The 21,835-nt window shown below is 68.9% G+C and carries 24 protein-coding genes; 6 read left to right on the top strand and 18 right to left on the bottom strand.

Annotation, left to right across the window (positions count from 1 at the left end; all coding sequences use genetic code 11):
- Positions 1–121 precede the first annotated feature (121 nt).
- Complete coding sequence (locus tag Q0632_RS08470) at positions 122–403, top strand: hypothetical protein (protein ID WP_298927262.1); 282 nt, start codon at positions 122–124, stop codon at positions 401–403.
- A 2-nt stretch (positions 404–405) separates the two neighbouring features.
- On the opposite strand, the gene Q0632_RS08465 is transcribed toward Q0632_RS08470, so the two are convergent.
- Complete coding sequence (locus Q0632_RS08465; protein ID WP_298927259.1) at positions 406–1,164, bottom strand: SapC family protein; 759 nt, start codon at positions 1,162–1,164, stop codon at positions 406–408.
- A 12-nt stretch (positions 1,165–1,176) separates the two neighbouring features.
- Positions 1,177–2,469, bottom strand: a complete 1,293-nt coding sequence (locus tag Q0632_RS08460) for a hemolysin family protein (RefSeq protein WP_298927256.1) — start codon at positions 2,467–2,469, stop codon at positions 1,177–1,179.
- A 101-nt stretch (positions 2,470–2,570) separates the two neighbouring features.
- Between Q0632_RS08460 and Q0632_RS08455 the strand changes: the two genes are divergently transcribed.
- The gene (locus Q0632_RS08455) at positions 2,571–3,407 is read left to right on the top strand and encodes an HDOD domain-containing protein (protein ID WP_298927253.1); all 837 of its coding nucleotides are present in this window, start codon (positions 2,571–2,573) and stop codon (positions 3,405–3,407) included.
- Positions 3,408–3,411: 4 nt separating this feature from the next.
- Here Q0632_RS08455 and flgL read toward each other — a convergent pair whose 3' ends face one another.
- Genes flgL through flgB form a run of 11 tightly spaced genes read right to left on the bottom strand, consistent with a single transcriptional unit; the run spans position 3,412 to position 13,701 of the window.
- Positions 3,412–4,605 (bottom strand): flagellar hook-associated protein FlgL, encoded by a 1,194-nt coding sequence (flgL, locus tag Q0632_RS08450; protein WP_298927252.1) that lies wholly within the window; start codon positions 4,603–4,605, stop codon positions 3,412–3,414.
- A 24-nt stretch (positions 4,606–4,629) separates the two neighbouring features.
- The gene (flgK, locus tag Q0632_RS08445; RefSeq protein WP_298927251.1) at positions 4,630–6,543 is read right to left on the bottom strand and encodes a flagellar hook-associated protein FlgK; all 1,914 of its coding nucleotides are present in this window, start codon (positions 6,541–6,543) and stop codon (positions 4,630–4,632) included.
- Between the two features lie 23 nt (positions 6,544–6,566).
- Positions 6,567–7,463: a flagellar assembly peptidoglycan hydrolase FlgJ gene (flgJ, locus tag Q0632_RS08440; protein WP_298927250.1), complete on the bottom strand. Its 897-nt coding sequence runs from the start codon at positions 7,461–7,463 to the stop codon at positions 6,567–6,569.
- On the bottom strand, positions 7,463–8,593 hold the full coding sequence (locus Q0632_RS08435; protein WP_298927249.1) for a flagellar basal body P-ring protein FlgI: 1,131 nt from the start codon (positions 8,591–8,593) through the stop codon (positions 7,463–7,465). The genes flgJ and Q0632_RS08435 overlap by 1 nt, the downstream gene beginning before the upstream one ends.
- Positions 8,594–8,595: 2 nt before the next feature.
- Positions 8,596–9,270 carry a flagellar basal body L-ring protein FlgH gene (locus tag Q0632_RS08430; RefSeq protein ID WP_298927248.1) on the bottom strand — a complete coding sequence of 225 codons (675 nt, stop codon included), beginning with the start codon at positions 9,268–9,270 and terminating at the stop codon, positions 8,596–8,598.
- Between the two features lie 11 nt (positions 9,271–9,281).
- Entirely contained in the window at positions 9,282–10,064 is a 783-nt protein-coding gene (gene flgG, locus Q0632_RS08425; protein WP_298927247.1) for a flagellar basal-body rod protein FlgG, read from the bottom strand.
- Positions 10,065–10,091: 27 nt separating this feature from the next.
- Positions 10,092–10,826 (bottom strand): flagellar basal-body rod protein FlgF, encoded by a 735-nt coding sequence (flgF, locus tag Q0632_RS08420; protein WP_298927246.1) that lies wholly within the window; start codon positions 10,824–10,826, stop codon positions 10,092–10,094.
- 26 nt (positions 10,827–10,852) lie between these two features.
- Positions 10,853–12,166 (bottom strand): flagellar hook protein FlgE, encoded by a 1,314-nt coding sequence (flgE, locus tag Q0632_RS08415; protein ID WP_298927245.1) that lies wholly within the window; start codon positions 12,164–12,166, stop codon positions 10,853–10,855.
- A 25-nt stretch (positions 12,167–12,191) separates the two neighbouring features.
- Entirely contained in the window at positions 12,192–12,860 is a 669-nt protein-coding gene (locus tag Q0632_RS08410; protein ID WP_298927244.1) for a flagellar hook capping FlgD N-terminal domain-containing protein, read from the bottom strand.
- Positions 12,861–12,872: 12 nt separating this feature from the next.
- The gene (flgC, locus tag Q0632_RS08405; RefSeq protein ID WP_298927243.1) at positions 12,873–13,277 is read right to left on the bottom strand and encodes a flagellar basal body rod protein FlgC; all 405 of its coding nucleotides are present in this window, start codon (positions 13,275–13,277) and stop codon (positions 12,873–12,875) included.
- A gap of 22 nt (positions 13,278–13,299) precedes the next feature.
- Entirely contained in the window at positions 13,300–13,701 is a 402-nt protein-coding gene (flgB, locus tag Q0632_RS08400; RefSeq protein WP_298927242.1) for a flagellar basal body rod protein FlgB, read from the bottom strand.
- A 185-nt stretch (positions 13,702–13,886) separates the two neighbouring features.
- Between flgB and flgA the strand changes: the two genes are divergently transcribed.
- The 4 genes from flgA to dmeF all read left to right on the top strand — a co-directional run bounded on the left by flgA (position 13,887) and on the right by dmeF (position 16,513).
- Positions 13,887–14,582 (top strand): flagellar basal body P-ring formation chaperone FlgA, encoded by a 696-nt coding sequence (gene flgA / locus Q0632_RS08395; protein ID WP_298927241.1) that lies wholly within the window; start codon positions 13,887–13,889, stop codon positions 14,580–14,582.
- A gap of 123 nt (positions 14,583–14,705) precedes the next feature.
- Positions 14,706–15,011, top strand: a complete 306-nt coding sequence (gene flgM, locus Q0632_RS08390) for a flagellar biosynthesis anti-sigma factor FlgM (protein WP_298927240.1) — start codon at positions 14,706–14,708, stop codon at positions 15,009–15,011.
- Positions 15,012–15,015: 4 nt separating this feature from the next.
- A complete protein-coding gene (locus Q0632_RS08385; RefSeq protein WP_298927237.1) occupies positions 15,016–15,396 on the top strand; it encodes a hypothetical protein in 381 nt (126 codons plus the stop codon).
- A gap of 166 nt (positions 15,397–15,562) precedes the next feature.
- Positions 15,563–16,513 (top strand): CDF family Co(II)/Ni(II) efflux transporter DmeF, encoded by a 951-nt coding sequence (gene dmeF / locus Q0632_RS08380; protein WP_298927235.1) that lies wholly within the window; start codon positions 15,563–15,565, stop codon positions 16,511–16,513.
- A 39-nt stretch (positions 16,514–16,552) separates the two neighbouring features.
- On the opposite strand, the gene Q0632_RS08375 is transcribed toward dmeF, so the two are convergent.
- The 5 genes from Q0632_RS08375 to flhA form a co-directional block, all read right to left on the bottom strand.
- Positions 16,553–16,687, bottom strand: coding sequence for a hypothetical protein (locus tag Q0632_RS08375; RefSeq protein ID WP_298927234.1), 135 nt, complete (start codon positions 16,685–16,687; stop codon positions 16,553–16,555).
- Positions 16,688–16,804: 117 nt separating this feature from the next.
- On the bottom strand, positions 16,805–17,521 hold the full coding sequence (locus Q0632_RS08370) for an RNA polymerase sigma factor FliA (RefSeq protein WP_298927287.1): 717 nt from the start codon (positions 17,519–17,521) through the stop codon (positions 16,805–16,807).
- 40 nt (positions 17,522–17,561) lie between these two features.
- A complete protein-coding gene (locus Q0632_RS08365; RefSeq protein ID WP_298927231.1) occupies positions 17,562–18,305 on the bottom strand; it encodes a hypothetical protein in 744 nt (247 codons plus the stop codon).
- Entirely contained in the window at positions 18,298–19,773 is a 1,476-nt protein-coding gene (flhF, locus tag Q0632_RS08360) for a flagellar biosynthesis protein FlhF (RefSeq protein WP_298927228.1), read from the bottom strand. Before flhF ends, Q0632_RS08365 begins: the two co-directional genes overlap by 8 nt.
- Positions 19,770–21,827: a flagellar biosynthesis protein FlhA gene (gene flhA, locus Q0632_RS08355; protein WP_298927285.1), complete on the bottom strand. Its 2,058-nt coding sequence runs from the start codon at positions 21,825–21,827 to the stop codon at positions 19,770–19,772. Before flhA ends, flhF begins: the two co-directional genes overlap by 4 nt.
- Positions 21,828–21,835: the final 8 nt, after the last annotated feature.

Genomic DNA, 21,835 nt, shown 5'->3' with positions numbered 1-21,835 from the left:
CGCCCCGAGCCCTAGGGCGCCGACTACGCCGCCACTACAATGAAAAGGCAGGGCATTCCTGTCCCGCCGCGTCCCCTCACCAGCCCAGGCCGTTGACCCTGGGCAGCCCCAATCTGCTGCCATGACGACCATCGCCACCTTGCTTGCCTACGCGCTGGCCATTTCCATCCTGCTGGCCCTGATCTACGCCGCCAAGTCGGTGCGGTTGCAGAACAAGTTCCGGCGGCTGGGCACGCTGGAAGGGCGCCAGGTCGAAGAAGTCATCCAGTTTGTCGGCCCTCCGGCCCACCGCAGCCCGGCCGGTCCGAACCGGGAGGTGCTGGAATGGCGCAGGGTGGGCTTTCACATCGCCCTGTCGTTCACCAACGGCGTGTGCGACGGCGTGACCCGGGTCGACGGCTAGCGTCAGGCCTGGGCGCGCGGTCGCGGCGCTGGCTGCAGGCTGGTCTTGCGCTGCGCCATCGCGTCCACCAGACGGTGCATGTTGGACAGCGACATCAGGTGCATGGACACCAGGTGCAGCTCGCCGGAGCGGAACAAGGACAGCGCCACCGCATCGGGCAGGGCCAGCAGCTTCTTCTCGTCCACCACCATCAGGCCGTTCACGGTGAAGCTGCGGCCGTCCACCAGGCTGGCCTTGGCGTCCATCTCCACCAGCAGGCCGGCCTCCAGCAGACGCTGGCAGAAGGCTTCGGTGCGCTGGTACTCGCGCTGGTACTGCTGCAGGAATCCGATCGCGTTGCGCAGGAAGGGCGTCTCCTGGCCCTGGGTGTCGAACAGCGCCTCGCCCTCGCTGTCGTTCAGCCCGGCAAAAGCCTCGTCGATGCACACGCCCTGGCCCTGGCCGGGCAGATCCGCCAGCACAAAGGGATAGCGGCGCACGAAGGCCGGCACATAGCTGGCCAGCCAGCGCGCCTGTTCGTCCACGTACAGGTTCTCGTGGCTGCGCAGGCCCACCATCACCACCGGCACGATGCGGCCCGCGGCGCCGCGGGTAAAGACGATGGCGTACTCCTTGCACGCCTCGTTGAACTCGACGCCGGCCAGGTAAAGCGAATTGGCCTTGCGCGCGAAAGCGAAACTGGTGCTGGGCAGTACCTTGCGTCCACGGTGCTTGTCGCGGTGCAGCAGCACCGGCTTGTCGTAGTACATCCCGTCGGCCACAGGCTTGCCTGCTCAGCCAGCCTGGGCCGCAAGCTGCTCGGCCAGCACCTTGTCGATGCGCTTGCCGTCCAGGTCCACCACCTCGAACACCCAGTCGCCGCAACCGATGCGCTCGCCCACCGCCGGCAGGCGGCCCGACACCGCCATCAGCAGGCCGGCCACGGTGTTGTAGCGGCCACGCTCTTCCTCGGGCAGTTCGCGGATGTCCAGCCTGGCCTTGAGCTCGGCCACCGGCATCAGGCCGTCGAGCAGCCAGGAGCCATCCTCGCGCCGCGTGGCCCAGGCATCGGCCTGGGCGCCGGGCTGCAACTCGCCGGTGATGGCCTCCAGCAGGTCGTGCGGCGTCATCAGGCCCTGCACCACGCCGTATTCGTCGACCACGAAGGCCATGCGGCCGGACTGGGCACGAAACTGCTCGAGCAGTTCCATGCCCGACAGGGTCTCGGGCAGGAACAGCGCGGGCAAGGCATGCGGCCCCACCGTCCCCTCGTGGCTGGGACCCAGCGCCAGCAGGCGCGAGACGCTGACCACACCCAGCACGTCGTCGAGCGAGCCGCGGCACACCGGGTACCAGGAATGGGCGCCGCTGGCGCCGGCCTGCGCCAGCGCCTGCGCCACCGGCAGGTCGGCGTCCAGCCATTGCATGTCCGAACGCGGCACCATCATCGAGGTCAGTGGCCGGTCGTCCAGGTGGAAGACGTTCTGCACCATCTGTCGCTCGTGCTGCTCGATCACGCCGGCGTCCACGCCCTCCTCCAGGCTGTGGGCGATCTCCTCCTCGGTCATGCCGCGGGTCTGGGTGGTGTCGATCTTGAGCAGCTTGAGCACGCCCACGGTGGTGGCCGACAGCAGCTTGACGAAGGGCCCGGCGGCCTTGGCCAGCCAGACCATGGGCCGCGCCACCCAGCGGGCCACCGACTCCGGATAGAGCTGGCCGATGCGCTTGGGCACCAGCTCGCCGAAGATGATGGTGACGAAGGTGATGACCGCCACCACGATGGCGGTGGCGGCGATCTCGGACGGCCGCGGTGCCACGCCCCAGCCCTGCAGCCAGGCCGCCACGCCGGCGCTGAAGGCCGCTTCGCCGACGATGCCGTTGAGCACGCCGATGGAGGTGATGCCCACCTGCACGGTGGAAAGAAACTGGGTGGGGTGCTCCAGCAGCTTGAGCGCCGCCTGGGCGCCGTGGTCGCCCGCCTCGGCCAGGCTCACCAGCCGGGCCTTGCGGCTGGAGGCGAGCGCCAGCTCGGACATGGCGAAAACGCCATTGAGCACCGTGAGCAGTGCGATCAGCAGAAAGTCCATGGGCCCGGGAGTCGTAACACTGCGGGCAGTTTACGCTGAGCTGACGGGCTGGGCGGCGACTTGCCCCTCAAGATTGCGACGGCGCTGCCGAAGACAACGGCATGTTCCTCCGCAAACCCACCAGCTGCCCCCAATGGGTTCAACACCTGAAGTCCATCCAGATTCCTGTTCTGCGCAGCACACGGGACGCTGTCGAAGCCGCCCGCGAGAATCCCGACCGGGTTGACGCCAACTCGTTGGCCGACCTGGTCCTGCGCGACCCGCTGATGACCCTGCGGGTGCTGATCCACGTCTCGCAAAAGATGGGCAGCCGCCTGGCCACGCCGGTGGAAACCGTCACGGCCGGCCTGGTGCTGACCGGCATCGAGCCCTTCTTCCGCGATTTCACCGAACTGCCCGTGCTGGAAGAGCGGCTGGCCGAAGAGCCACTGGCGCTGGAAAGCGCTTTGCAGTCGTTCGAGCGTTCCCACCGCGCCGCGCGACTGGCGGCAGCCTTTGCCATCCACCGCATGGACGAGGACGCCGAGGTGCTGCACCAGGCGGCGCTGCTGGACAACTTCGTCAGCCTGCTGCTGTACTGCGAGGCGCCTTCGCTGATGCTCGAGATGGCCAAGCGCATGCGCGCCAACCCGACCTTGCGTTCCGCCGAGGCACAGCGCAGCTCGCTGGGCACGGAGCTGGCCCAGCTGGAGCAGACCTTGATGGCGGTCTGGCGCCTGCCGCCCTTTCTGCGCCGCATGACCAACGTCCAGAACCGCGAGCCCGGGCCGCAAAGCGTGATGCTGGCGGTGCGCATCGCGCGCCACTCGCAAGACCGCTGGAGCAACCCCGCCCTGCCCGACGACTATGTTGAACTGGGCAAGCTGCTGAACCTGCCGCCGGCCGGAGCCAGGGCCCTGGTGCTGCAGGTCGAGGGCCAGCCGCAGACCGCCGCCTAAGGCTTCAGAGCATCTGGAACAGCGAGGCCTTGGAGACCGTCGCATAGGACTTGAGCGCCGCCTCCAGGCCGATCTGGTTGGCCTGCATGTCGGAGATGCCCTTGGCGAAGTCCAGTTCCACCAGCTCGCTGCGGCGCTGGCTGGACAGGAGGTCTTCCTGCTGGCCCAGCGCGCTGACGTTCTCGACGTTGCGCAGCTCGTCGCCGACCTGGCTGCGCATCAGGATCAGGGCGTCCAGCCCGCGGTCCAGGCTGGCCTGCACCCGCGTCAGCTTCTCGGAATAGACGGTTTTGGCCGACGGGGTTTCCAGCACCGCGATGGCCTCGTCCAGGGTCTGGAAGATGCTCTGCTGGCCGGCCGGTCCGACCAGGAAGCTGTCGCCCACCGCCGGCGTGCCGGCCACCTTGACGTTCTGGCCGTCGAAGCTGATGGTGGCGCCGTCCTGGTAGGGCAGGCCTGGAGCGGCAACCACCGGGTTGCCCGAGCTCGTGTCGAGCACCGTGTAGGTCAGGTTGCCCGGCGTGCCGGCAATGGTGATTTCGTAGTTGCTGCCGATCAGTTGGGTCGGGTCGGCCACGCTGCCCGGCTCGATCCAGCCCGAGCCGGTGTTGCCGGCATTGGAGGCCGTGACGAAGACGCCGTTGCCCTGGGCCAGCGCCATGAAGCTGGCGCGGCCGTCGATGGTGGCGGCAAACTTGCCGTCGCTGCCGATGCGCTGCACGCCGGCCTGGGCCGCGTAGGCGGGACTGGCGCCCAGCGAGACCGGCTCGTCGGTGCTGCCGCGGCCGGAAAAGATGAAGCCGCCGGCGCCGTCGCGGGTGTTGGCCAGGGCCAGCATGCCCTCGCGCGCCGAGCGCAGCTGCTTGGCCAGGGAGATCCGGTCGGCATCGCTGTAGCCGCCGTCGCCGGCAGCCACCAGGGCCTCGCGTACGCTTTGCAGCAGATCCACGCCCTGCGCCAGCGCGCCGTCGGCGGCCGCCATCAGGCTGGTCGCCAGCTGGCCGCTGCGCTGCTCCTGCGCCACGCGGGCCAGGCGCGAGCGCGCCATCTCGGCCTGGGCGGCGGCAACCGGGTCGTCCCCGGGCGAGTTCACCCGCATGCCGGTGGTCAGCTGGGTCTGCAGCTTGGCCTGCTCGACCTGGCGCGCTTCGATACCGCTGAAGGCGGCTTGCGATGAATTGAAAGTAGGGACACGCATGCTTGAAATCTCCTAAGGGGCGGCTCAGCGGCCGGTGGCGGCCAGCAGGGCCTCGAACAGGGTCTGGCTGGCCTGGATGATCTTGGCCGAGGCCTGGTAGGCCTGCTGGAAGCGCAGCAGGTTGGCGGCTTCCTCGTCGAGGTTGACGCCGGCGACGTTCTGCTGGCGGGCCACGGCCTCGTCCTGCAGCTTGGCCGACACTGTGGCGGCGTCACGCGCGCTTTGCACGCGCACGCCGGCATCGCCGATCAGGCTGGCATAGGACTCGTTGAGCGTGGCGCCGTCGACCAGGGCGAGGTCGGCCAGCGAGCCCAGCGCCAGCGCGTTGCGGTTGTCGGTGCCCGGCGAGGTGGTCGGGTTGACGGTGATCACGTCGCCTGCCACCGGCGTACCGTCGATCACCATGCTCCAGCCGTTGTAGGTGGCCGGCGCGGCGGGAATGCGGTCACCCGGCGTGTAGAGAACACCGCTCAAGGTATCGAGGGGCGGGCCGACAATGTTATCAATGGTGTAAGAGATCGGCGGAGTAGTGTCGAAGGTGATGGTGACGGACCGGGTGGTGTCGGCGGTCTGGGGGGCGATGACCTGGAACCCGCTGACGGCAGCGGAGCCCTTGTTGCCGGCGGCGGCCTGCGGCATGACGGCATAAGCGGTGGCAACCTGCTGGGCCGACAGCGGGCGCGCCGTCAGGCTGGTGGCCGCATGCAGCGTGGGCTTGACCAGGAAGGAGTCTCCCGCGGCCATGCCGAGGCTGGCGCTCAGCTTCAGTCCGTCCAGGCTGGGTGGGAAAGCGGCGAAGCTCGAGGCTTGGCCGTCCGACAGGCGGGTGACGGTGTAATTGGTGCCGTCCCAGTCGACGCGGTAGTCGCTGGCCTTGAGCGCGCTGCTGTCGGTCACGCTGGCGGTCACGGTGGCGCTGCCGGTGTTGCCAGAATGGGGTTGGACGGCGGGGTCGGCCACGCTGAACAGCGGGCTGCCAACGGTGCCGGTGGCATCGACGCCCGCCTTCTGTTGGGCGTTGAAGCGGTCGGCGATCACCAGGGCGATGCGGCCCACCTGGTTGAGCGAGGCGGCCAGGTCTTCATCGCGGAAACGCAACAGACCGGTCAGCGAACCGCCGCCGAGGGCGTCGGCATCCAGCCATTGCGTGGTCGGGCCGACTTTGAGCTGCAAGCCCAGCTTGGTGGCATCGGCGGGGTCGTTTGCGGCCTGCAGCAGCGCCTGCTGGGCGCCCACCAACAACGGCGCGCCGCTGGCGGAAAAAAGATTCATGCCACCATCGGGTGCCATCACCGTGCTCACCGCCATCAGGCTGTTGAGGCCCTGCAGCGCCATGTCGCGCTGGTCCAGCAGGTCGTTGGGTGTATGGCCCGAGCCCAGCGAAGCCGTGATCTGGCTGTTCAGCGCCTTGATCTCGGACAGCCGTGCATTGACCTGGTTGGCGCCCTGCGCAAGACGGCTCTCGGCCAGCTTGCCCAGTTCGGCCAGCTGCTCGCCCACGACCGTGACCCGCTGCGCCAGCTGGCTGGCGCGGCCGAGGAAGGACTGGCGCGCCGAGGCATCGCCGGGCCGGTTGGCCAGGTCGCTGGCCGCCGCGAAGAAGCTGTCGAGCACGGCGCCGATGCCGGTGTCCGAGCCGGCGAACACGCCATCGAGCTCGGCCAGGGCGCCGGCACGGGCGCTGTCGGAGGCCGCCAGCGAGGTGTTGGTCTGCACCGCCGAGGTCAGGAACTGGTCGTAATGCCGCCGCACCGTGGTGAGGTCGGCGCCGCGGCCGAAAAAGCCCGAGCCGGTGTACTGGCCGTCGGCCGTCGACAGGACGGCTTCCTGGCGCGAGTAGCCCGGGACATTGGCGTTGGCGATGTTGTGCGCGATGGTGCCCAGCGTGCCTTGCGAGGCGTTGAGGCTGCGGCTGCCGATATTGAGCAGGGATGACATGGTTTGCGTTTCCTTCGTCTTGTTCAGCCCAACGCGCGTTGCAGGTTGAGGGTGTGATTGATGGTCTGGGCCAGCTTGCTGGCGTAGCGCGGGTCGGTGGCGTAACCGGCGCGCTGCATGCCGCCGGCGAAGCTCTCGGCCGAGGTGGCATTGCGCACCACGCTGGCGTAGCGCGGGCTGTTGGACAGCATGCGCGCATAGTCGGCGAAGGCATCCGTGTAGGACCCGTAGCTGCGGAATTTCTCGGTCTGCTTGACGGCCTGGCCATCCACGTATTCGGTGGTGCGGGCGGCGGCGGTGGCGCCCTTCCAGCCCGTGGCCTTGACGCCGAACAGGTTGAACGAGGGGCTGCCATCGGCATTGCGGATTTCGCCCTTGCCCCAGCCCGACTCCAGTGCGGCCTGGCCCAGGATGAAGGAGGCCGGCACGCCGGTCTGCGCTTCAGCCGCCTTGGCGTGCGGCAGCAGCCGCTGGATGAAGGCGGACTGCTTGCTGCCGCCAGCCGCGCCCTGCGACACCGGCGACGCGGCGGGTGCGGCCTGCTGCGTTGCAACTGCCGCGGCGGCGGCAGTTGCAGCAGCCTGGTTTTCCGGCGACACGGCCGGCAGGCTCTGCATGTGGCGGGTCAGCTGCTTTTCGATCATCTCGCCCAGGCCACCGGTCCGGCCGGCGAACTGCTTGGCCATCTGGCTGTCGAGCATGCTAGTGAAGGTGTCGTTGCCAGCGTTTGTCGAGCCTTCGGCCTTCAAGGGCTCGCCGGCAGCGCGCATGCTCTTGAGAACCTGCTGCATGAACAGCGACTCGAACTGCACTGCCGCCTGGTGGGCGGCCGCCTTCGGATCGCGTGACGCCTCATTGCGCAGCGCGTCGAGCGAGCGGCTGTCGATGCCAAGGGAGGAGCGAGTGCTATCGGCAACCATCAGATGATCTCCAGTTCAGCCTTGAGCGCGCCCGCCGCCTTGATGGCCTGCAGGATGCCGATCAGGTCGGCGGCGCTGGCGCCCAGGGCATTGAGGGACTTGACGATGTCGGCCAGGTCGGCGCTGGCCGGCACGTGGTGCAGCACGCCGGGGTCCTGCTTGACGCTGATGTCGGTCTTTTCGGCCACCACGGTCTGGCCGGCGGCCAGGGCGTTGGGCTGGCTGATGATGGGCGTGCTCGACACCGTCACCGACAGATTGCCGTGGGCCACGGCCACCGGGCCCAGGCGCACCGACTGGTTCATCACCACCGAGCCGCTGCGGGCGTTGACGATGACCTTGGCCTGCGGGGCGGCCAGACCGACCTCGATGTTCTCGAGTTCGGCCAGGAAGCCCACGCGGTTGCCGGTGCCGGGGAAGCGCACCTGCACCACCCGGCCGTCCACGGCGCTGGCCACGTCGCCGCCGCCCAGGTGGCGGTTGATGGCGTCGGCCACCAGGCGGGCGGTGGAAAAGTCGGTCGTGTTCAGTTCGAGGTGGACCAGGTCCGAGTTCAGCGCGCTATTGGGAACGGCGCGTTCCACCGTGGCGCCGCCTGGGATGCGGCCGGCCAGCAGGTGGTTGATCTGCACCTTGCTGCCACCGGCGGATGCGCCGGCGCCGCCGATCACCAGGTTGCCCTGGGACATGGCGTAGATCTGGCCGTCGGCGCCCTTGAGCGGCGTCAGCAGCAGGGTGCCGCCGCGCAGCGAGCGCGCATTGCCCAGCGAGGACACGGTGACATCGATCTGCTGGCCGGGTTGGGCAAAGGCCGGCAGCGCTGTCGTCACCATCACGGCGGCGACATTGCGCATCTGCGGATTCACACCGGGCGGCAGGGCCACGCCGAACTGGCTGAGCAGCGACTGCACGCTCTGGCCGGTGAACTGCACCTGGTTGGTGGCGTCGCCGCTGCCATCCAGGCCGACCACCACGCCATAGCCGATCAACTGGTTGACCCGCACGCCCGACACGCTGGCCAGGTCGCGGATGCGCTCGCTGCCGCCAGGGGCGGCCTGCAAAGGCATGGCGGATGCAACGGCCAGCACCAGTGCCAGTGCCGTCTTGAGGGGGTGGAAACAGATTTTCATGCTCAGACTGGCGCGATGCTCAGGAAGAAGCGGCTCAGGAAGCCCAGGCCTTGCACGCGGCCGATGTCGCCGCGGTTGCGCTGCTCCAGGCGGGCCTCGGCCACCGAGGTCGAGGCGACCACGTTGCCGCTGCGGATATTGACCGGGTTGACGATGCCGGAAAAGCGCATCACGTCAACGTTCTGGTTGACGCCGATCTGCTTTTCGCCGACCACCAGCAGGTTGCCGTTGGGCAGCACCTGCTGCACCAGCACGGTGATCGTGCCGGAGAAGCGGTTGTTGCTGTCGGTCTTGCCCTCGCCCTTGCCTTCGAGCTCGGAGTTGGCATCGACCGAAGTGCGGCCCAGGAATTTGGTGGAGGCGAACGGCAGCGCCGAGATGCCGGCAGCCAGCGAGCCGCTGCGGTCGATCTTGCTGTTGGACTGCTGGCTGGCCGTGACCTGCTCCTGGATCACGATGGTCAGGGTGTCGCCGACCATGCGGGCGCGCTGGTCCTCGAACAGCGGGCGGTGCGTCGCGGCCTGGAAGATCGCGCCATGGGTGGCCACGGTCGCGGGCACCGGCATGGAAGCCTGCGGCGGCGCAACGTGCATGGGCACTTCGGGCGCGGTCAGGGTGGCGCAGCCGGACAGCGCAAGCGCTGCGCAGGCAATGGCGGACAGGAAGGCGGTCTTCATGGCGTAGTGGCTCACAGCTGGGCCAGGCGGGCCAGCATCTGGTCGGAGGTCTGGATGGCCTTGGAATTGATTTCGTAGGCGCGCTGCGCCTGGATCATGGACACCAGTTCCTCGACCACGTTGACGTTCGAGCCTTCGACCGAGCCCTGGTTGACCACGCCCAGGCCGTTGGCGCCGGGATTGCCGGCCTGCGCCGTGCCCGACGCTGCGGTTTCGGCAAACAGGTTGCCGCCGCGCGGATCCAGGCCGGCCGGGTTCATGAAGCTGGCCAGCTGCAGTTGGCCGACCTGCTGGGGGGTCGTCTGGTTGGGCACCGTCACCGCGACAATGCCGTCGCGGCTGATGGTGATGCTCTGCGTGTTGGCCGGAATGGTGATGGCGGGGTTGACCGCATAGCCGCTGGAGGTGACCAGCTGGCCCTGCGCGTCGACCTGGAACGAGCCGTCACGGGTGTAGGCGGCGCTGCCGTCGGGCATCTGCACCTGGAAAAAGCCTTGGCCGTTGATCGCCAGGTCCAGGTTGTTGCCGGTCTGGGTCAGCGCGCCCTGGCTGAAGTTGCGCGAGGTGGCGACAGTGCGCACGCCGGTGCCCAGCTGCAGGCCGGTGGGCAGCTGCGTCTGTTCGGTCGAAGGCGCGCCGGCCTGGCGGATGTTCTGGTACAGCAAGTCCTCGAAGACCGCGCGGCTGCGCTTGTAGCCATTGGTGCCGACGTTGGCCAGGTTGTGGGTGATGGTGTCCAGCTGGGTCTGCTGGGCTTCCAGGCCGGTCTTGGCAATCGAGAGGGAGCGCATCATGGTGGCGGTTCCTTGGAGGGTGTGGGGTTAGCGGGCGGGCGCCAGCAGCTGGGCGGCGCGTTGATCGTTCTGCTCGGCGGTCTGCAGCAGCTTCATCTGGGTCTCGAACTGGCGCGAGGCGGAGATCATGCTGACCATGGCCTCGATCGGGTTGACGTTGCTGCCTTCGAGGGCGCCGGCGACCACGCGGGCGTTCTCGTCGGCCTGCGCGTCCTCGCCGGTGGCCATGCGCAGCAGGCCATCGGCGCCCTTGCGCAGCTCGCCGGTTTCGGGGCTGACCAGCTTGATGCGGCCCACCGTCTGGGCCGGGCCGTTCTGCGGCTTGGCCGTCACCGTGCCGTCGGCGCCGATGCTCACGGTGGTGTCGGCCGGGATGTTCAGCGTGCCGCCCTGGCCGGCGACCGGCAGGCCGCTGCGCGTGACCAACACGCCTTCGGGCGTGACTTCCAGGCCACCGTCGCGGGTGTAGGCCTCGGCGCCGTCGGGCGACTGCACGGCGATGTAGCTGTTGCCTTTGACGGCGATGTCCAGGTTGCGGCCGGTGGTCTGGATCGGACCGCTCTGCTCGTCGAAGCCGGCCGTCGCCTCCAGCGACACCACGCGGGTGGTGGCGCCGTCGCCGCGCACCGGCACTGCCCGGAAGGCCACCTGGTCGGCGCGGTAGCCGGGGGTGTTGGCATTGGCCAGGTTCTGCGTGATGTTGTCCTGGCGGAACATCGTCGCGCGGGCGCCGGAAGCGGCGGTGTAGATGAGGCGGTCCATAGGGGCGTTCGGCTAGCGGTTGCGGATCAGCGCAGGTTGACCAGGGTCGACAGCATCTGGTCTTGCGTCTTGATGGTCTGGGCGTTGGCCTGGTAGGCGCGCTGGGCGGTGATCATGTCCACCAGCTGCTGGGTCAGGTCGACGTTGGACTCTTCCACGGCTCCGCCCTGGAGCACGCCCAGGCTGGCGGTGCCGGGAGCGCTGACGGCGGGCTCGCCCGATGCGTTCGTGGCGCGCCACAGGTTGTCGCCAGCCGGCGCCAGGCCCTGGACGTTGCGGAAGTCGGCCAGCGCGATCTGCGCCGCGGCCAGGGTCTTGCCGTTGGTGTAGCGGGCCTCGACCGTGCCGTCGGCGGCGATCCCGAAGCCGCTGAGCTGGCCGGGGGCATAGCCGTCCTGGGTGGCGGCCGCCACGCCGAAGGGGGCGGACTGCTGCTTGCTGTTGGCGAACGACATCGTCACCGGCGAGGTAAGGAGCGACGCCGACGGCGGCACCGGCAGGGTGGAGGCGGCATACGGCAGGTCCAGCGTCATGTCGCCGGCCGTGAACCCGCCGCCGGCATCCAGCGTGCCGGATTTGGCGGCGTCCAGCGTGCCATCGGGCAGGAAGGTCAGACGGCCAGTCGGGACCTGGGGCACAGGAAGCGCGGGCACGGCCACGCCGTCGTGCGAGGCATAGACATCCCACTCATTGCCGCCGGGTGCCGCGGTGCGGCGGAAGTACACCGACAGCACCTGTTCGTTGCCCTGCTGGTCATAGGTGGCGACCGAAGTCGACGAGGTGTAGGACTTGGCATCGCCCAGCGCGAACGCGGGCATGGTGGCCGGCGGCACCGGGGTGCGCGAGTCCAGGTTGATCTGCAGGCCGGCCGAGGTGGTCACCTTGGCGCCGATGCCGCCAGCGGGCAGCTGGATGTCACCGGCCACGCCACTGGATTGGCCGGTGGCTGCGTCGACCTGGTAGCCCTGCAGGCGCAGGCCGCTGTTGGTGACGACATAGCCGTTGCTGTCCAGCTGAAACTGGCCGTTGCGGGTGTAGGCGGTGTCGGTGCTGCCCGGCTGGGTCACGCTGAAGAAGCCGCGGCCGTTGATCGCCATGTCCAGCGGGTTCTCGGTGGTGCGGATGCTGCCCTGGGCGAACTGCTGGGTGACAGCCGCCACGCGCACGCCCATGCCGGCGGTGGGCGACCACTGGCTCTTGGCAGCGTTGGCGTAGACGTCGGCGAACTCGGCGCGCGAGGACTTGGCGCCGACGGTGTTGGCATTGGCAATGTTGTTGCCGATGACTTCGAGATTACGGGAGGCGGCGTTCAGGCCGCTGATGCCTTGCTGGAAACTCATGTGGGGCTCCGGGTGGGTTGTCGATTTAGAGGAAGGACTTGACGTCGTTGTACGGGCGCAGGCCGTTGGGGCCCAGGTCGACCTGCAGGCCGGCGGTGCTGGTGGCCACAGAGTTGACCTTGGCGGTGGTCAGCGTGACGGCGTCCACTTTGTTGGTGCCAGCCATGGCGGTGACGCGCATCTTGTAGGCGCCGTCGGCGGCAGCCTTGCCATCGGCACGCATGCCGTCCCAGGTGAAGCTGCGCACGCCGGCCGGGTTCTGGCCCATGGCAATGGTCTGCACCGTGGCGCCGGTGGCGTCCACGATGTCAACGTTGACGGTGTCGGCGGCAGCGGCCAGCTCGATGCCGCCGGTGGCCTTGCCATCGGCCAGGTTCAGGGCCGTGCCCTCGACCAGCACCGACTTGCCGGCCAGCTGCGTGGCCGACTGGGCCTGCAGCGCGTAGAAGCCGCCCAGCAGGGTCTCGACCGTGCGGTTGAGCTTTTCGATGCCGCTGACGGTGTTGATCTGCGCGATCTGGCTGGTCATCTGCGCGTTGTCCATCGGGTTGAGCGGATCCTGGTTCTGCATCTGCGCGACCAGCAGCTTCATGAAGCGGTCCTGCTGCTCGTTGGCGGTGGCGCTGCTTAAAGAATTGCTGCTGCTTGCCGAAGAAGGGGTCGTAGTGCCGGGGGTGACGGAATTGATTGCCATGGTGTTGTTCCTTTACTGGCCCATCTGCAAGGTCTTGGACAGCAGCTGGCGCGCCGTGTTCATGACCTCGACGTTGTTCTGGTAGGAGCGCGAGGCCGAGATCATGTTGACCATCTCGTCGACCACGCTCACGTTGGAGTGCGTCACATAGCCATCGGCGTCGGCCATGGGATGGCCCGGCTCATGCGCGCGGCGGCCCGGGGCTTCGTTCTCGCTGATGCCGGTGATGCGCACGCCGGCGACATCGGAGCCGGGCACGGGCGTGGCCTCGAAGGTCACCTGGCGGGCCTTGTAGGCCTTGCCGTCGGGACCGGCCACGGAATCGGCGTTGGCCATGTTGCTGGCCACGACGTTCAGGCGCTTGGACTGGGCCGAGACGGCGCTGCCGGAGATGGAGAAAACGTTGAACAGGGACATGGGGTTCTTCCTGGTGCGGCGCTTACTGGCCGGTGATGGCCGACAGCATGGTGCGCACGTCGTTGTTGATGAAACGCAGCGTGGCCTCGTAGCGCATCGCGTTGTCAGCGAAGTTGGCGCGCTCGCGGTCCAGGTCCACGGTGTTGCCGTCCAGGCTGGGCTGCTCGGAGGCGCGGTACTGCAGGCGGGCCTCGTCGGTCTCGCCGCTGGCCGAGGGGCCGCCGAGGTGGCGGGTGGAGGTCACTTGCGGGGCTATGCCCTGGCCGCGGGCCTGGGCCAGCGCGGCGCTGAAATCAAAATCGCGCGCCTTGAAACCCGGCGTGTCGGCATTGGCGACGTTGCCGGCCAGCACCTTCTGGCGCTGTGACAGAAGATTCAGGGCCTTGCCGTAGCCGTCCAGTCTGGCGGTGAGGAGATCGCTCATGGGTTGCCTTGGGTTTGCTAAAGGAGTGCGGTTGTGCAGATGGGGTGCTGGAAAGTATGGAATCCGGGGCGGAAAACTTAAGCGCCGATAAAGCGCGGCTTTGCGCGCCTTTTGCGGCGCTGGAGCGGCACCGGCCAGGCCTAAAGTTCCTCCACCGGCAGCCCTGCCCTCTTTGTCTGTTACCCATGTCGCTCGCCCGCATCCTTTCCGCCACCCTGCTCGCCCTGGCCGCCGCCGCGCCCGTGCGCGCCCAGGCCGTGTTCGATGAGAACGCCCTGCGCAGCTTTGTCTCGCAGCAGGTCGCTGCCGCCGGCGGCGACCTGGTCAGCCGTTTCGATGTCAGGCTCGGCAGCCTGGAGGCTCAGAACTCGCTGGCGCCCTGCAGGCGCAGCGAACCCTTCGTACCGGCCAATGGCCGCCTGTGGGGCCGCAGCTCGCTGGGCCTGCGCTGCACCGACGGCGCCACCTGGACCGTCCTGCTGCCTGTCACCGTCACCGTCTGGGGCCGCGCCCTGGTCGCCGCCACGCCCCTGGCCTCCGGCACCGTGCTGTCCGAGCAGGATGTGCGCGAGCAGGAAATCGAACTCACCCGCGAGCCCGCCGCTCTGGCGCGCGACCCCAAGCAGCTGGCCGGGCGCACCCTGGCCCGCGCCCTGAGCCCCGGCCAGGCGATCCGCGCGGACATGGTCCGAGTGACCAGCGTGGTGCAGTCCGGCGACCCGGTGCGGCTGCGCATTTCGGGCCCCGGTTTTGCCGTGGCCGCCACCGGCCAGGCCCTGGGCGCCGCCGGCGAGGGCCAGACCGTGCGGGTGCGCACCGACCTGGGCAAGATCCTGCTGGGGGTGGCCCGGGAAGGCCGCCATGTCGATGTGGCGCTGTAACGGCACCGGCCCAAAGTCACAAAACCCGAACAGAAGCGCAAAAAGCCCTGTTTTTGGCCTTTAGTTTCCCGCAGCCGCGCCGAATAATGGGTGCAGGCTGGCTTCCGGCCCTCGGAGAACCCTATGAAAATTGGCTCAAAACCCGACACCCCCCTTGTCTCTAGCGACATCGCGGCGCGCGCTAATGTGCGCTCCTCCACGACTTCGGCCATCCCGGCCGTTGCCGGCATTGCCGCCATCGACCAGGCCACGGTCTCGGCCGCTGGCACGGCCATCAGCCAGCAGGCTGGGTCCGCCGACTTCGACAGCGCCAAGGTCGACTCCATCCGCCAGGCCATCCGTGAAGGGCGCTTCAGCGTCAACCCCGAAGCCATCGCGGACCGCCTGATCGCCGACGCCGCCGCCCTGCTGAGCCCCCGCTCGGTCTGACGCCATGGCCAGCAGCACCGCGCTGGACGCCGCGCTCGATGCGCTGCCCTACCTGCTGGACCAGCAGGCGCAAGCCGTGCTCGATGGCCAGGCCGACGCTCTGCCCGGGCTGTCGGTCATCCTCAATTCCCGGCTGGCCGCCCTGCGCGCCAGCATCACCCGCCTGCCCACACCCGAGCAGCAGGACCGCCTGCGCGCGCTGCACGGCCGCGCCCGCGCCAACCAGGACATGCTCAACCGCCGCCAGTTGGACGTGCAACGCGCCATCGATGCCCTGGGCCAGGGCGACCCCCTGCTGCAAAGCGCCCAGTCCAACCGCGTCTACGCCGCCGCCGGCATGCTGACCGCCCCCGCCGTGCGCGGCCGGGGCTTCGTCCAGGCCTGATCGGCCTTTTCCGGCATTGCAGCGGCCAAACAGGCCGCCAGCCCGCGCCAGATCATCCTCTATCGCTCCTGTTTCAGGAGCAAAAACCCAGGGACAGGCGCGCCGCCCCCACCGCTTTGCGCGCTGTTGCCATACTGGCAGCCTGTTTTTCAGAGATTGCCTTCCCATGACCAGCTTCGACGCCTGGCGCCATTCCCACGTCTTCGATGCCGGCAACCCGCTGGCCGAGCGCGCCACCCTGTGGGCCATGGCGCTGACGGCGCTGATGATGCTGGCCGAGATCGCCGGCGGCTGGGCTTTCAACTCCATGGCCCTGCTGGCCGATGGCTGGCACATGAGCTCGCATGTGCTGGCGCTGGGCCTGGCGGCTGCCAGCTATGCGGCGGCACGGCGCCTGGCTGGCAACGGCCGCTTCGCCTTCGGCACCTGGAAGATCGAGGTGCTGGGCGGCTACAGCAGCGCCATCCTGTTGCTGCTGGTCGCAGCCCTCATGCTGTGGCAGTCGGTCGCGCGCCTGCTGGCACCGGAGCCGATCCAGTACGACGCCGCCATCGCCATCGGCCTGGCGGGCCTGGCTGTCAACCTGGCCTGTGCCTGGCTGCTGCGCGGCGGCCACCAGCACGATCACCACGGCCACGGACACCACCATGGCCACGGTGATGCCCACGGCGACCTCAATCTGCGCTCGGCCTACCTGCATGTGCTGGCAGACGCCGCCACCTCGGTGCTGGCCATCGCCGCCCTGGCCGGCGGCAAACTCTGGGGCGCCAACTGGCTGGACCCGGTGATGGGCATGGTCGGCGCCGTGCTGGTCACCGTCTGGGCCGTGGGACTGCTGCGCGACACCGGGCGCGTGCTGCTGGATGCCGAAATGGACGCCCCCGTGGTGCAGGAGATCCACGAGGCCATCGCCGCAGGCCCGGTGCCGGCCAGCATCTGCGACCTGCACGTCTGGCGCGTCGGCAAGGACAAATACGCCTGCATCGTCTCGCTGGTCACGGCCGCCGACGCCCAGCCCGACGACTTCAAGCGCCTGCTGCGCGTGCACGACGAACTGGTCCACATCTCGGTGGAGGTCAACCGCGTGACAGCGGCCGACGCCTTCGTCCCGGCCTGAGCGGCCTTTAAACCGCCGATAGGGACGGGCGCACCGCAGCTAGTCCAGGCAAAGCGCGGCCAGCCCACCGGCCAGAGCGCAGGCCGCCACGAATGCAAGCTTGACTGCCTCGCCCAGGCCGTGGCGGTCCACCAGGGCGGTGAGGCTGGCCCAGCGCATGAGGAGAAGGCCCATGGCCAGATTCTGCACGACCTGCCCGGGCCTGGACACTGCAAGCCCCAATGCCAACAGCCCGCACGAGGCGGGCTGCTTGGCTTGGCGTTTCACGTGCGGCCACACAGGCCGCAACGCTCACCAGTTCTTCACGCGGGCGCGCAGGCGGGCCACCGACTGGCTGTGCAGCTGGCACACGCGCGACTCGGTCACGCCCAGCACGGCGGCGATTTCCTTGAGGTTCATGTCGTGCTCGTAGTACATGCTCATCACGTACTGCTCGCGTTCGGGCAAGTCACCGATGGCGGCCACCAGGGATTCGCGGAAGCGCCGGTCGGCCAGCTGGGCGGCCGGGTCGGTGCGCTCGTCCACCGGCAGGTGGCGGTCCAGGTAGTGGGTGTCGTCGCCGGAGGCTTCGTAGTCGTCGGTGTAGACCAGCTGCGCGCTGCGCACGTCGGTCAGCATGTCGTGGTAGTCCTGAAGCGGCACGGCCAGCTGGGTGGCGATTTCCGAGTCGGTGGGCGCGCGGTGCAGCTGGTGCTCCAGCGCGTGCACGGCGCCGGCGATGTCGCGCTGGCTCTTGCGCACCGAGCGGGGCACCCAGTCGGTGCCGCGCAGCTCGTCGAGCATGGCGCCGCGCACGCGCTGCATGGCGAAGGTCTCGAACTGGGCGCCATGGCCCTGTTCGTAGCGCTGCATCGCATCCATCAGGCCGATCATGCCGGCCTGTACCAGGTCGTCCATCTCGACGTTGGCGGGCAGGCGGCCGATCATCTTGGCGGCGGCGCGGCGCACCAGGGGAAGGTAGGTCTCGATGCCGGGTTGGCCGTCGATCGTGCCTTTGGCGGTGTACATGGACATGGATTGCTCCTTGGGATCGTCTTCGTCCGGCACGTCAGTGCAGGACCAGGGGTGTGGCCGCGGTATGGATCAGGCTCTGGGCCAGTTCGGCCAGCGCCGGTGCGGAATCGGCGGGCGGGCGCGGCAGCCAGCCAGCCAGCTGCACCTCGCAGTTCAGGAACGAGCGTGCGGCGGTGGCCAGCCGGGCGTGGGCCTGGCGGGCCTGCACGGCGCTGGTCGCACCCTGGGTGACGACGGTAAAGCGGCTGTAGCCAAATCCCGTCGCCAGTTGCTTGACGGTGGCATAGGCATGGACCAGGCCGTCGTCGCCGCTGTCCAGCGCAATCACCGGCAAGGCCGTGGCGGGCGAGGCCAGGCAGGCCAGTTCGCCGGCCGGCATCGCCAGCAGCAGCACGTCAAAACCGTGCGACAGGCCGGCGAAGCCGCCGAACAAGCGGCTGGCCGGCGCGCCCGAGGCCACGAAAGCCTCGACGCCGCGGTCGGCGCGCAGCACGTGGATGCCGTCGGACGTGGCCAGTGCTACCTCGTCGAACTGGCGCACGCCCTGCATCATGTCGAGCAGGTCGTGGCGGGGCTTGAGGCCGAAGGCGCGCGTCACGCCGCCACCGCTGGCATCGACCACCACCGGGCGCATGCCCAGCGCGCGCAGCGAATGCGCCAGCTGGGCGATCCACAGGCCGCCATCGCTGGCGGCAACCGGGAACGCCATCAGGCTCAGGCCCGGCTGCGCCACCATGCGGCGCAGCCCGGCGGCCTGGTCCAGGCCCTGGTCAAGCACGCATGCCTCCGGCAACGCGCCCAGCGGCCGGCGGTGCCGTCAGCATCAGGCCCAGTTCGGTGTCATCGGGAGTGAAGATGGAATTGGGCTGCCTGAGCAGGGCCTTTTGCACCAGCAGCTTGGCGCGCGCGGCGTGCCAGTCTTCCGGCACACGCTGGCCGTTGGCAAAACCCTCGACCAGCAGCTGGTGGCGGATCGCCACGTCGATGACGCCACCGCACTTGACGGCCTCGTCCAGCTTGGAGATGACGCAGCGGCCACCGGCGCCAGTGCCATAGGCCTGCACCACTTCTTCCAGGGTCTCGGCCTGGGCGCTGGCATTGAGCACCAGCAGGCGGTTGATGCGCTCGGCCGGCAGCGCGGCGAACAGGTCGGTCAGGCGCCTGTCGCGCTGGCCCACGCCCACGGTGTCGATCAGCACCAGCTTCTTCTTCTCGAACAGGTTCAGCAGATCGACCAGCGCGGCGCTGTCGCGCGCCATGTGGACCGGGATGTTCAGGATCTTGCCAAAGGCGCCGAGCTGGTCGGATGCGCCCATGCGGTAGGTGTCCACCGTGATCAGGCCCACCGAGGCGGCGCCGTGCTGCATCGCGAAGTTGGCGGCGATCTTGGCGGTGGTGGTGGTCTTGCCTGCGCCGGTCGGGCCGACCAGGGCGAACACGCCGCCCTTGTTGGCGATGGATTCGCTGTCGGCGCAGTGCAGGTTCTTGGCCAGCACGTCCAGCAGCCACTGGCCCGACTGGGCCTCATCGCGGCCATCGGGCAGCCGGTGCACCAGCTGGCGCGCCAGCGCGGGCGAGAAGCCGTTGGAGATCATCAGGCGCAGCAGCTGGGTCTGGGCCGGGTTGCGGCGCACGGTGTCGAACCACGACAGGCTGGCCAGCTGCGAGGAGATCATGCCGCGCATGGACTTGAGTTCGGCCAGCATTTCCTCGCCCTGCCCGGCCTGGGCCACGGCGGCAAAGGCACTGGCGCCGGCCTGGAAGGCGGGCGAGGCCGGCGTGCCGGTCTCGGACTGGGCTTGCTGCGCCACTTCGTCGTTGAGTTGTTCGGCGGCAAAGCGGCCCGGCTCCACCGGGGGCTTGCGGCGCGCCGGCGTGGCCTTGGTCGCCACGGCGGCAGCAGGAGCAGCCACGGCCTCGGCCACGGGCTCTGCCTTCGCCTCGGCGCCTTGCGCATCCAGACGCTGGCGCTCGCGCACGAACTGCTGGAACGACAGCGTGCTCATGGGCTCGACCGAGCCGGCCGGGCGCTTGGCCTCGACCGCAGCGGCCGTGCCCTTGGGCGCCGGCTGCGCCGTCTTGGCGCGGTTGCTGTGCATGGGCGCCTCGGCGCTTTCCATGGCCAGGATCTCGACACCGCCCGGGATGGGACGGTTGGACAGCACCACGGCCTGGTCGCCCCAGGCGCCACGCGCCTGTGCAATGGCTTCACGGGCATTCCTGCCAACAAAACGTCTGACGTTCATGTGTTCACTCCGATAACGCGGTTAATCTGGATCGAATGGGTGCGCGGGATTTCGCTATGGGCCAGCACGCGCAGGCGGGGAGCCTTGCGGCGCATCAGCTTGGCCAGCGGCGCGCGGATACGGTCTGGCACCAGCAGGCAGGCAGGCAGTCCCGCCTCCTCCTGGGCCTTGGCGGCGGCAGCCGCCTGGTCTGTCAGCAGCTCGCCCATGCCGGGATCGAGCGGTGCCTGGGCTTCGGGCGACAGCGCCTGCACCAGCACCTGCTCCAGGCCGGGCTCCACGGCCATCACGCCGAGTTCTTTCACCGGGCCATACAGATCCTGCACGATGGCAGGGGCCAGGCCGATGCGCAGCTCGCGGGTCAGCACGCCGGTGTCCAGGCTCTGCTGGCCAAACTCGCCCAGCAGCTCCAGGATGCCGCGCAGATCGCGGATGTGCACCGACTCGTCCAGCAGGTTGCGCAGCACCTTCTGCAGCACCTGCAGCGGCACCAGCTTGGGCACGGTGTCGTCGACCAGGGCCGGCGCATAGCGGCGGACGTGGTCCAGCAGCTCCTGCACTTCGACGCGGCCCAGCAGGGCGGCGGCGTAGGTCTGCATCACGTGGTTCAGATGGGTGGCCACCACGGTGGCGGCATCGACCACCGTGTAGCCGGAAGACTGGGCCTGCTCGCGGGTCTTGGCCTCGATCCACACGGCCTGCAGGCCGAAGGCCGGGTCGGTGGTGAGGGTGCCGGCCAGCGGCACCTTGATGTGACCGGGGTTGATGGCCAGGTACATGCCGGTGAAGGCCTGGCCTTCGCCGACGATCACGCCCTTGAGCAGGATGCGGTAGTGCGAAGGATGCAGTTCGAGGTTGTCGCGGATGTGCACGGCCGGCGGCAGGAAGCCGACGTCGGCGGCGAACTTCTTGCGCACGCCCTTGATGCGGCCCAGCAGGTCGCCGCCCTGGGCCTTGTCGACCAGCGCGATCAGGCGGTAGCCCACTTCCAGGCCCAGCAGGTCGACCGGGGTGACGTCGTCCCAGCTGGCTTCGGCGCCGGGGTTGACCTGCTTGGGCGCCTCTTCGGCCACCGGCTTGGGTTTGCTCGCCGCCTTGGTCAGCATCCAGGCGCTGTAGCCGCACAGGCCGGCCAGCACCAGGAAAGGCAGGTGCGGCATGCCCGGGATCAGGCCCAGCACGCCCAGCACGCAGGCCGTCAGGCCCAGCGCGCGCGGAATCGACAGCAGCTGGCCGGCGACCTGGCGGCCGATGTCTTCGTCGCCCACGCGCGAGACGATCAGGCCGGCGGCCACTGAGATCACCAGCGCGGGCACCTGGGCGACCAGGCCGTCGCCGATCGCCAGCAGGGTGTAGTTGTTCAGCGCGGCTTCCAGCGGCAGGCCGTGCTGCAGCATGCCGATCACCAGGCCGCCGATCATGTTGATGAACAGGATCATGATGCCGGCGATGGCGTCGCCGCGCACGAACTTGGAGGCACCGTCCATGGAGCCGTAGAACTCGGCTTCCTGGGTCACCTCGTTGCGGCGCTTGCGGGCTTCCTTCTCGTCGATGCTGCCGGCGGCCATGTCGGCGTCGATGGCCATCTGCTTGCCGGGCATGGCATCCAGGGCGAAGCGGGCCGACACTTCGGCGATCCGGCCCGCACCCTTGGTGACGACCACGAAGTTGATGATGGTCAGAATGGCGAACACCACGATGCCGACGGCGAAGCTGCCGCCGATCATGAAGTGCGCAAAGGATTCGATCACCTGGCCGGCGGCGCCGGTGCCGGTGTGGCCGTACATCAGCACGGCGCGGGTCGAGGCCACGTTCAGCGCCAGGCGCAGCAGCGTGGTCACCAGCAGCACGCTGGGGAAGCTGGAGAAGTCCAGGGTCCGCTTGGTGTAGCTGGCCACCATCAGCACCACCAGGGACACGGCGATGTTGAAGCTGAACAGCAGGTCCAGCGCGATGGCCGGCAAAGGCACCAGCATCATCGCCAGGATCATCACGATCAGCAGCGGCGCGCCGACGGCGCGCCAGCCGGGCATCATGTCCAGCAGGCCGGCCATGCCGCCGG

It is taken from the genome of uncultured Ramlibacter sp. (assembly GCF_936925435.1).
Classification (GTDB): Bacteria; Pseudomonadota; Gammaproteobacteria; order Burkholderiales; family Burkholderiaceae_C; genus Ramlibacter.
This window is presented reverse-complemented; position numbering and strand designations above follow the sequence as displayed.

What these genes read in the sequence shown, in the direction of transcription:
- Q0632_RS08470 (WP_298927262.1), top strand. Translation starts at nt 122, where the DNA reads ATGACGACCATCGCCACCTTGCTTGCCTACGCGCTGGCCATTTCCATC.
- Q0632_RS08460 (WP_298927256.1), bottom strand. Translation starts at nt 2,469, where the DNA reads ATGGACTTTCTGCTGATCGCACTGCTCACGGTGCTCAATGGCGTTTTC.
- Q0632_RS08455 (WP_298927253.1), top strand. Translation starts at nt 2,571, where the DNA reads ATGTTCCTCCGCAAACCCACCAGCTGCCCCCAATGGGTTCAACACCTG.
- flgL (WP_298927252.1), bottom strand. Translation starts at nt 4,605, where the DNA reads ATGCGTGTCCCTACTTTCAATTCATCGCAAGCCGCCTTCAGCGGTATC.
- flgK (WP_298927251.1), bottom strand. Translation starts at nt 6,543, where the DNA reads ATGTCATCCCTGCTCAATATCGGCAGCCGCAGCCTCAACGCCTCGCAA.
- flgJ (WP_298927250.1), bottom strand. Translation starts at nt 7,463, where the DNA reads ATGGTTGCCGATAGCACTCGCTCCTCCCTTGGCATCGACAGCCGCTCG.
- Q0632_RS08435 (WP_298927249.1), bottom strand. Translation starts at nt 8,593, where the DNA reads ATGAAAATCTGTTTCCACCCCCTCAAGACGGCACTGGCACTGGTGCTG.
- Q0632_RS08430 (WP_298927248.1), bottom strand. Translation starts at nt 9,270, where the DNA reads ATGAAGACCGCCTTCCTGTCCGCCATTGCCTGCGCAGCGCTTGCGCTG.
- flgG (WP_298927247.1), bottom strand. Translation starts at nt 10,064, where the DNA reads ATGATGCGCTCCCTCTCGATTGCCAAGACCGGCCTGGAAGCCCAGCAG.
- flgF (WP_298927246.1), bottom strand. Translation starts at nt 10,826, where the DNA reads ATGGACCGCCTCATCTACACCGCCGCTTCCGGCGCCCGCGCGACGATG.
- flgE (WP_298927245.1), bottom strand. Translation starts at nt 12,166, where the DNA reads ATGAGTTTCCAGCAAGGCATCAGCGGCCTGAACGCCGCCTCCCGTAAT.
- Q0632_RS08410 (WP_298927244.1), bottom strand. Translation starts at nt 12,860, where the DNA reads ATGGCAATCAATTCCGTCACCCCCGGCACTACGACCCCTTCTTCGGCA.
- flgC (WP_298927243.1), bottom strand. Translation starts at nt 13,277, where the DNA reads ATGTCCCTGTTCAACGTTTTCTCCATCTCCGGCAGCGCCGTCTCGGCC.
- flgB (WP_298927242.1), bottom strand. Translation starts at nt 13,701, where the DNA reads ATGAGCGATCTCCTCACCGCCAGACTGGACGGCTACGGCAAGGCCCTG.
- flgA (WP_298927241.1), top strand. Translation starts at nt 13,887, where the DNA reads ATGTCGCTCGCCCGCATCCTTTCCGCCACCCTGCTCGCCCTGGCCGCC.
- flgM (WP_298927240.1), top strand. Translation starts at nt 14,706, where the DNA reads ATGAAAATTGGCTCAAAACCCGACACCCCCCTTGTCTCTAGCGACATC.
- Q0632_RS08385 (WP_298927237.1), top strand. Translation starts at nt 15,016, where the DNA reads ATGGCCAGCAGCACCGCGCTGGACGCCGCGCTCGATGCGCTGCCCTAC.
- dmeF (WP_298927235.1), top strand. Translation starts at nt 15,563, where the DNA reads ATGACCAGCTTCGACGCCTGGCGCCATTCCCACGTCTTCGATGCCGGC.
- Q0632_RS08375 (WP_298927234.1), bottom strand. Translation starts at nt 16,687, where the DNA reads ATGGGCCTTCTCCTCATGCGCTGGGCCAGCCTCACCGCCCTGGTGGAC.
- Q0632_RS08370 (WP_298927287.1), bottom strand. Translation starts at nt 17,521, where the DNA reads ATGTACACCGCCAAAGGCACGATCGACGGCCAACCCGGCATCGAGACC.
- flhF (WP_298927228.1), bottom strand. Translation starts at nt 19,773, where the DNA reads ATGAACGTCAGACGTTTTGTTGGCAGGAATGCCCGTGAAGCCATTGCA.
- flhA (WP_298927285.1), bottom strand. Translation starts at nt 21,827, where the DNA reads ATGGCCGGCCTGCTGGACATGATGCCCGGCTGGCGCGCCGTCGGCGCG.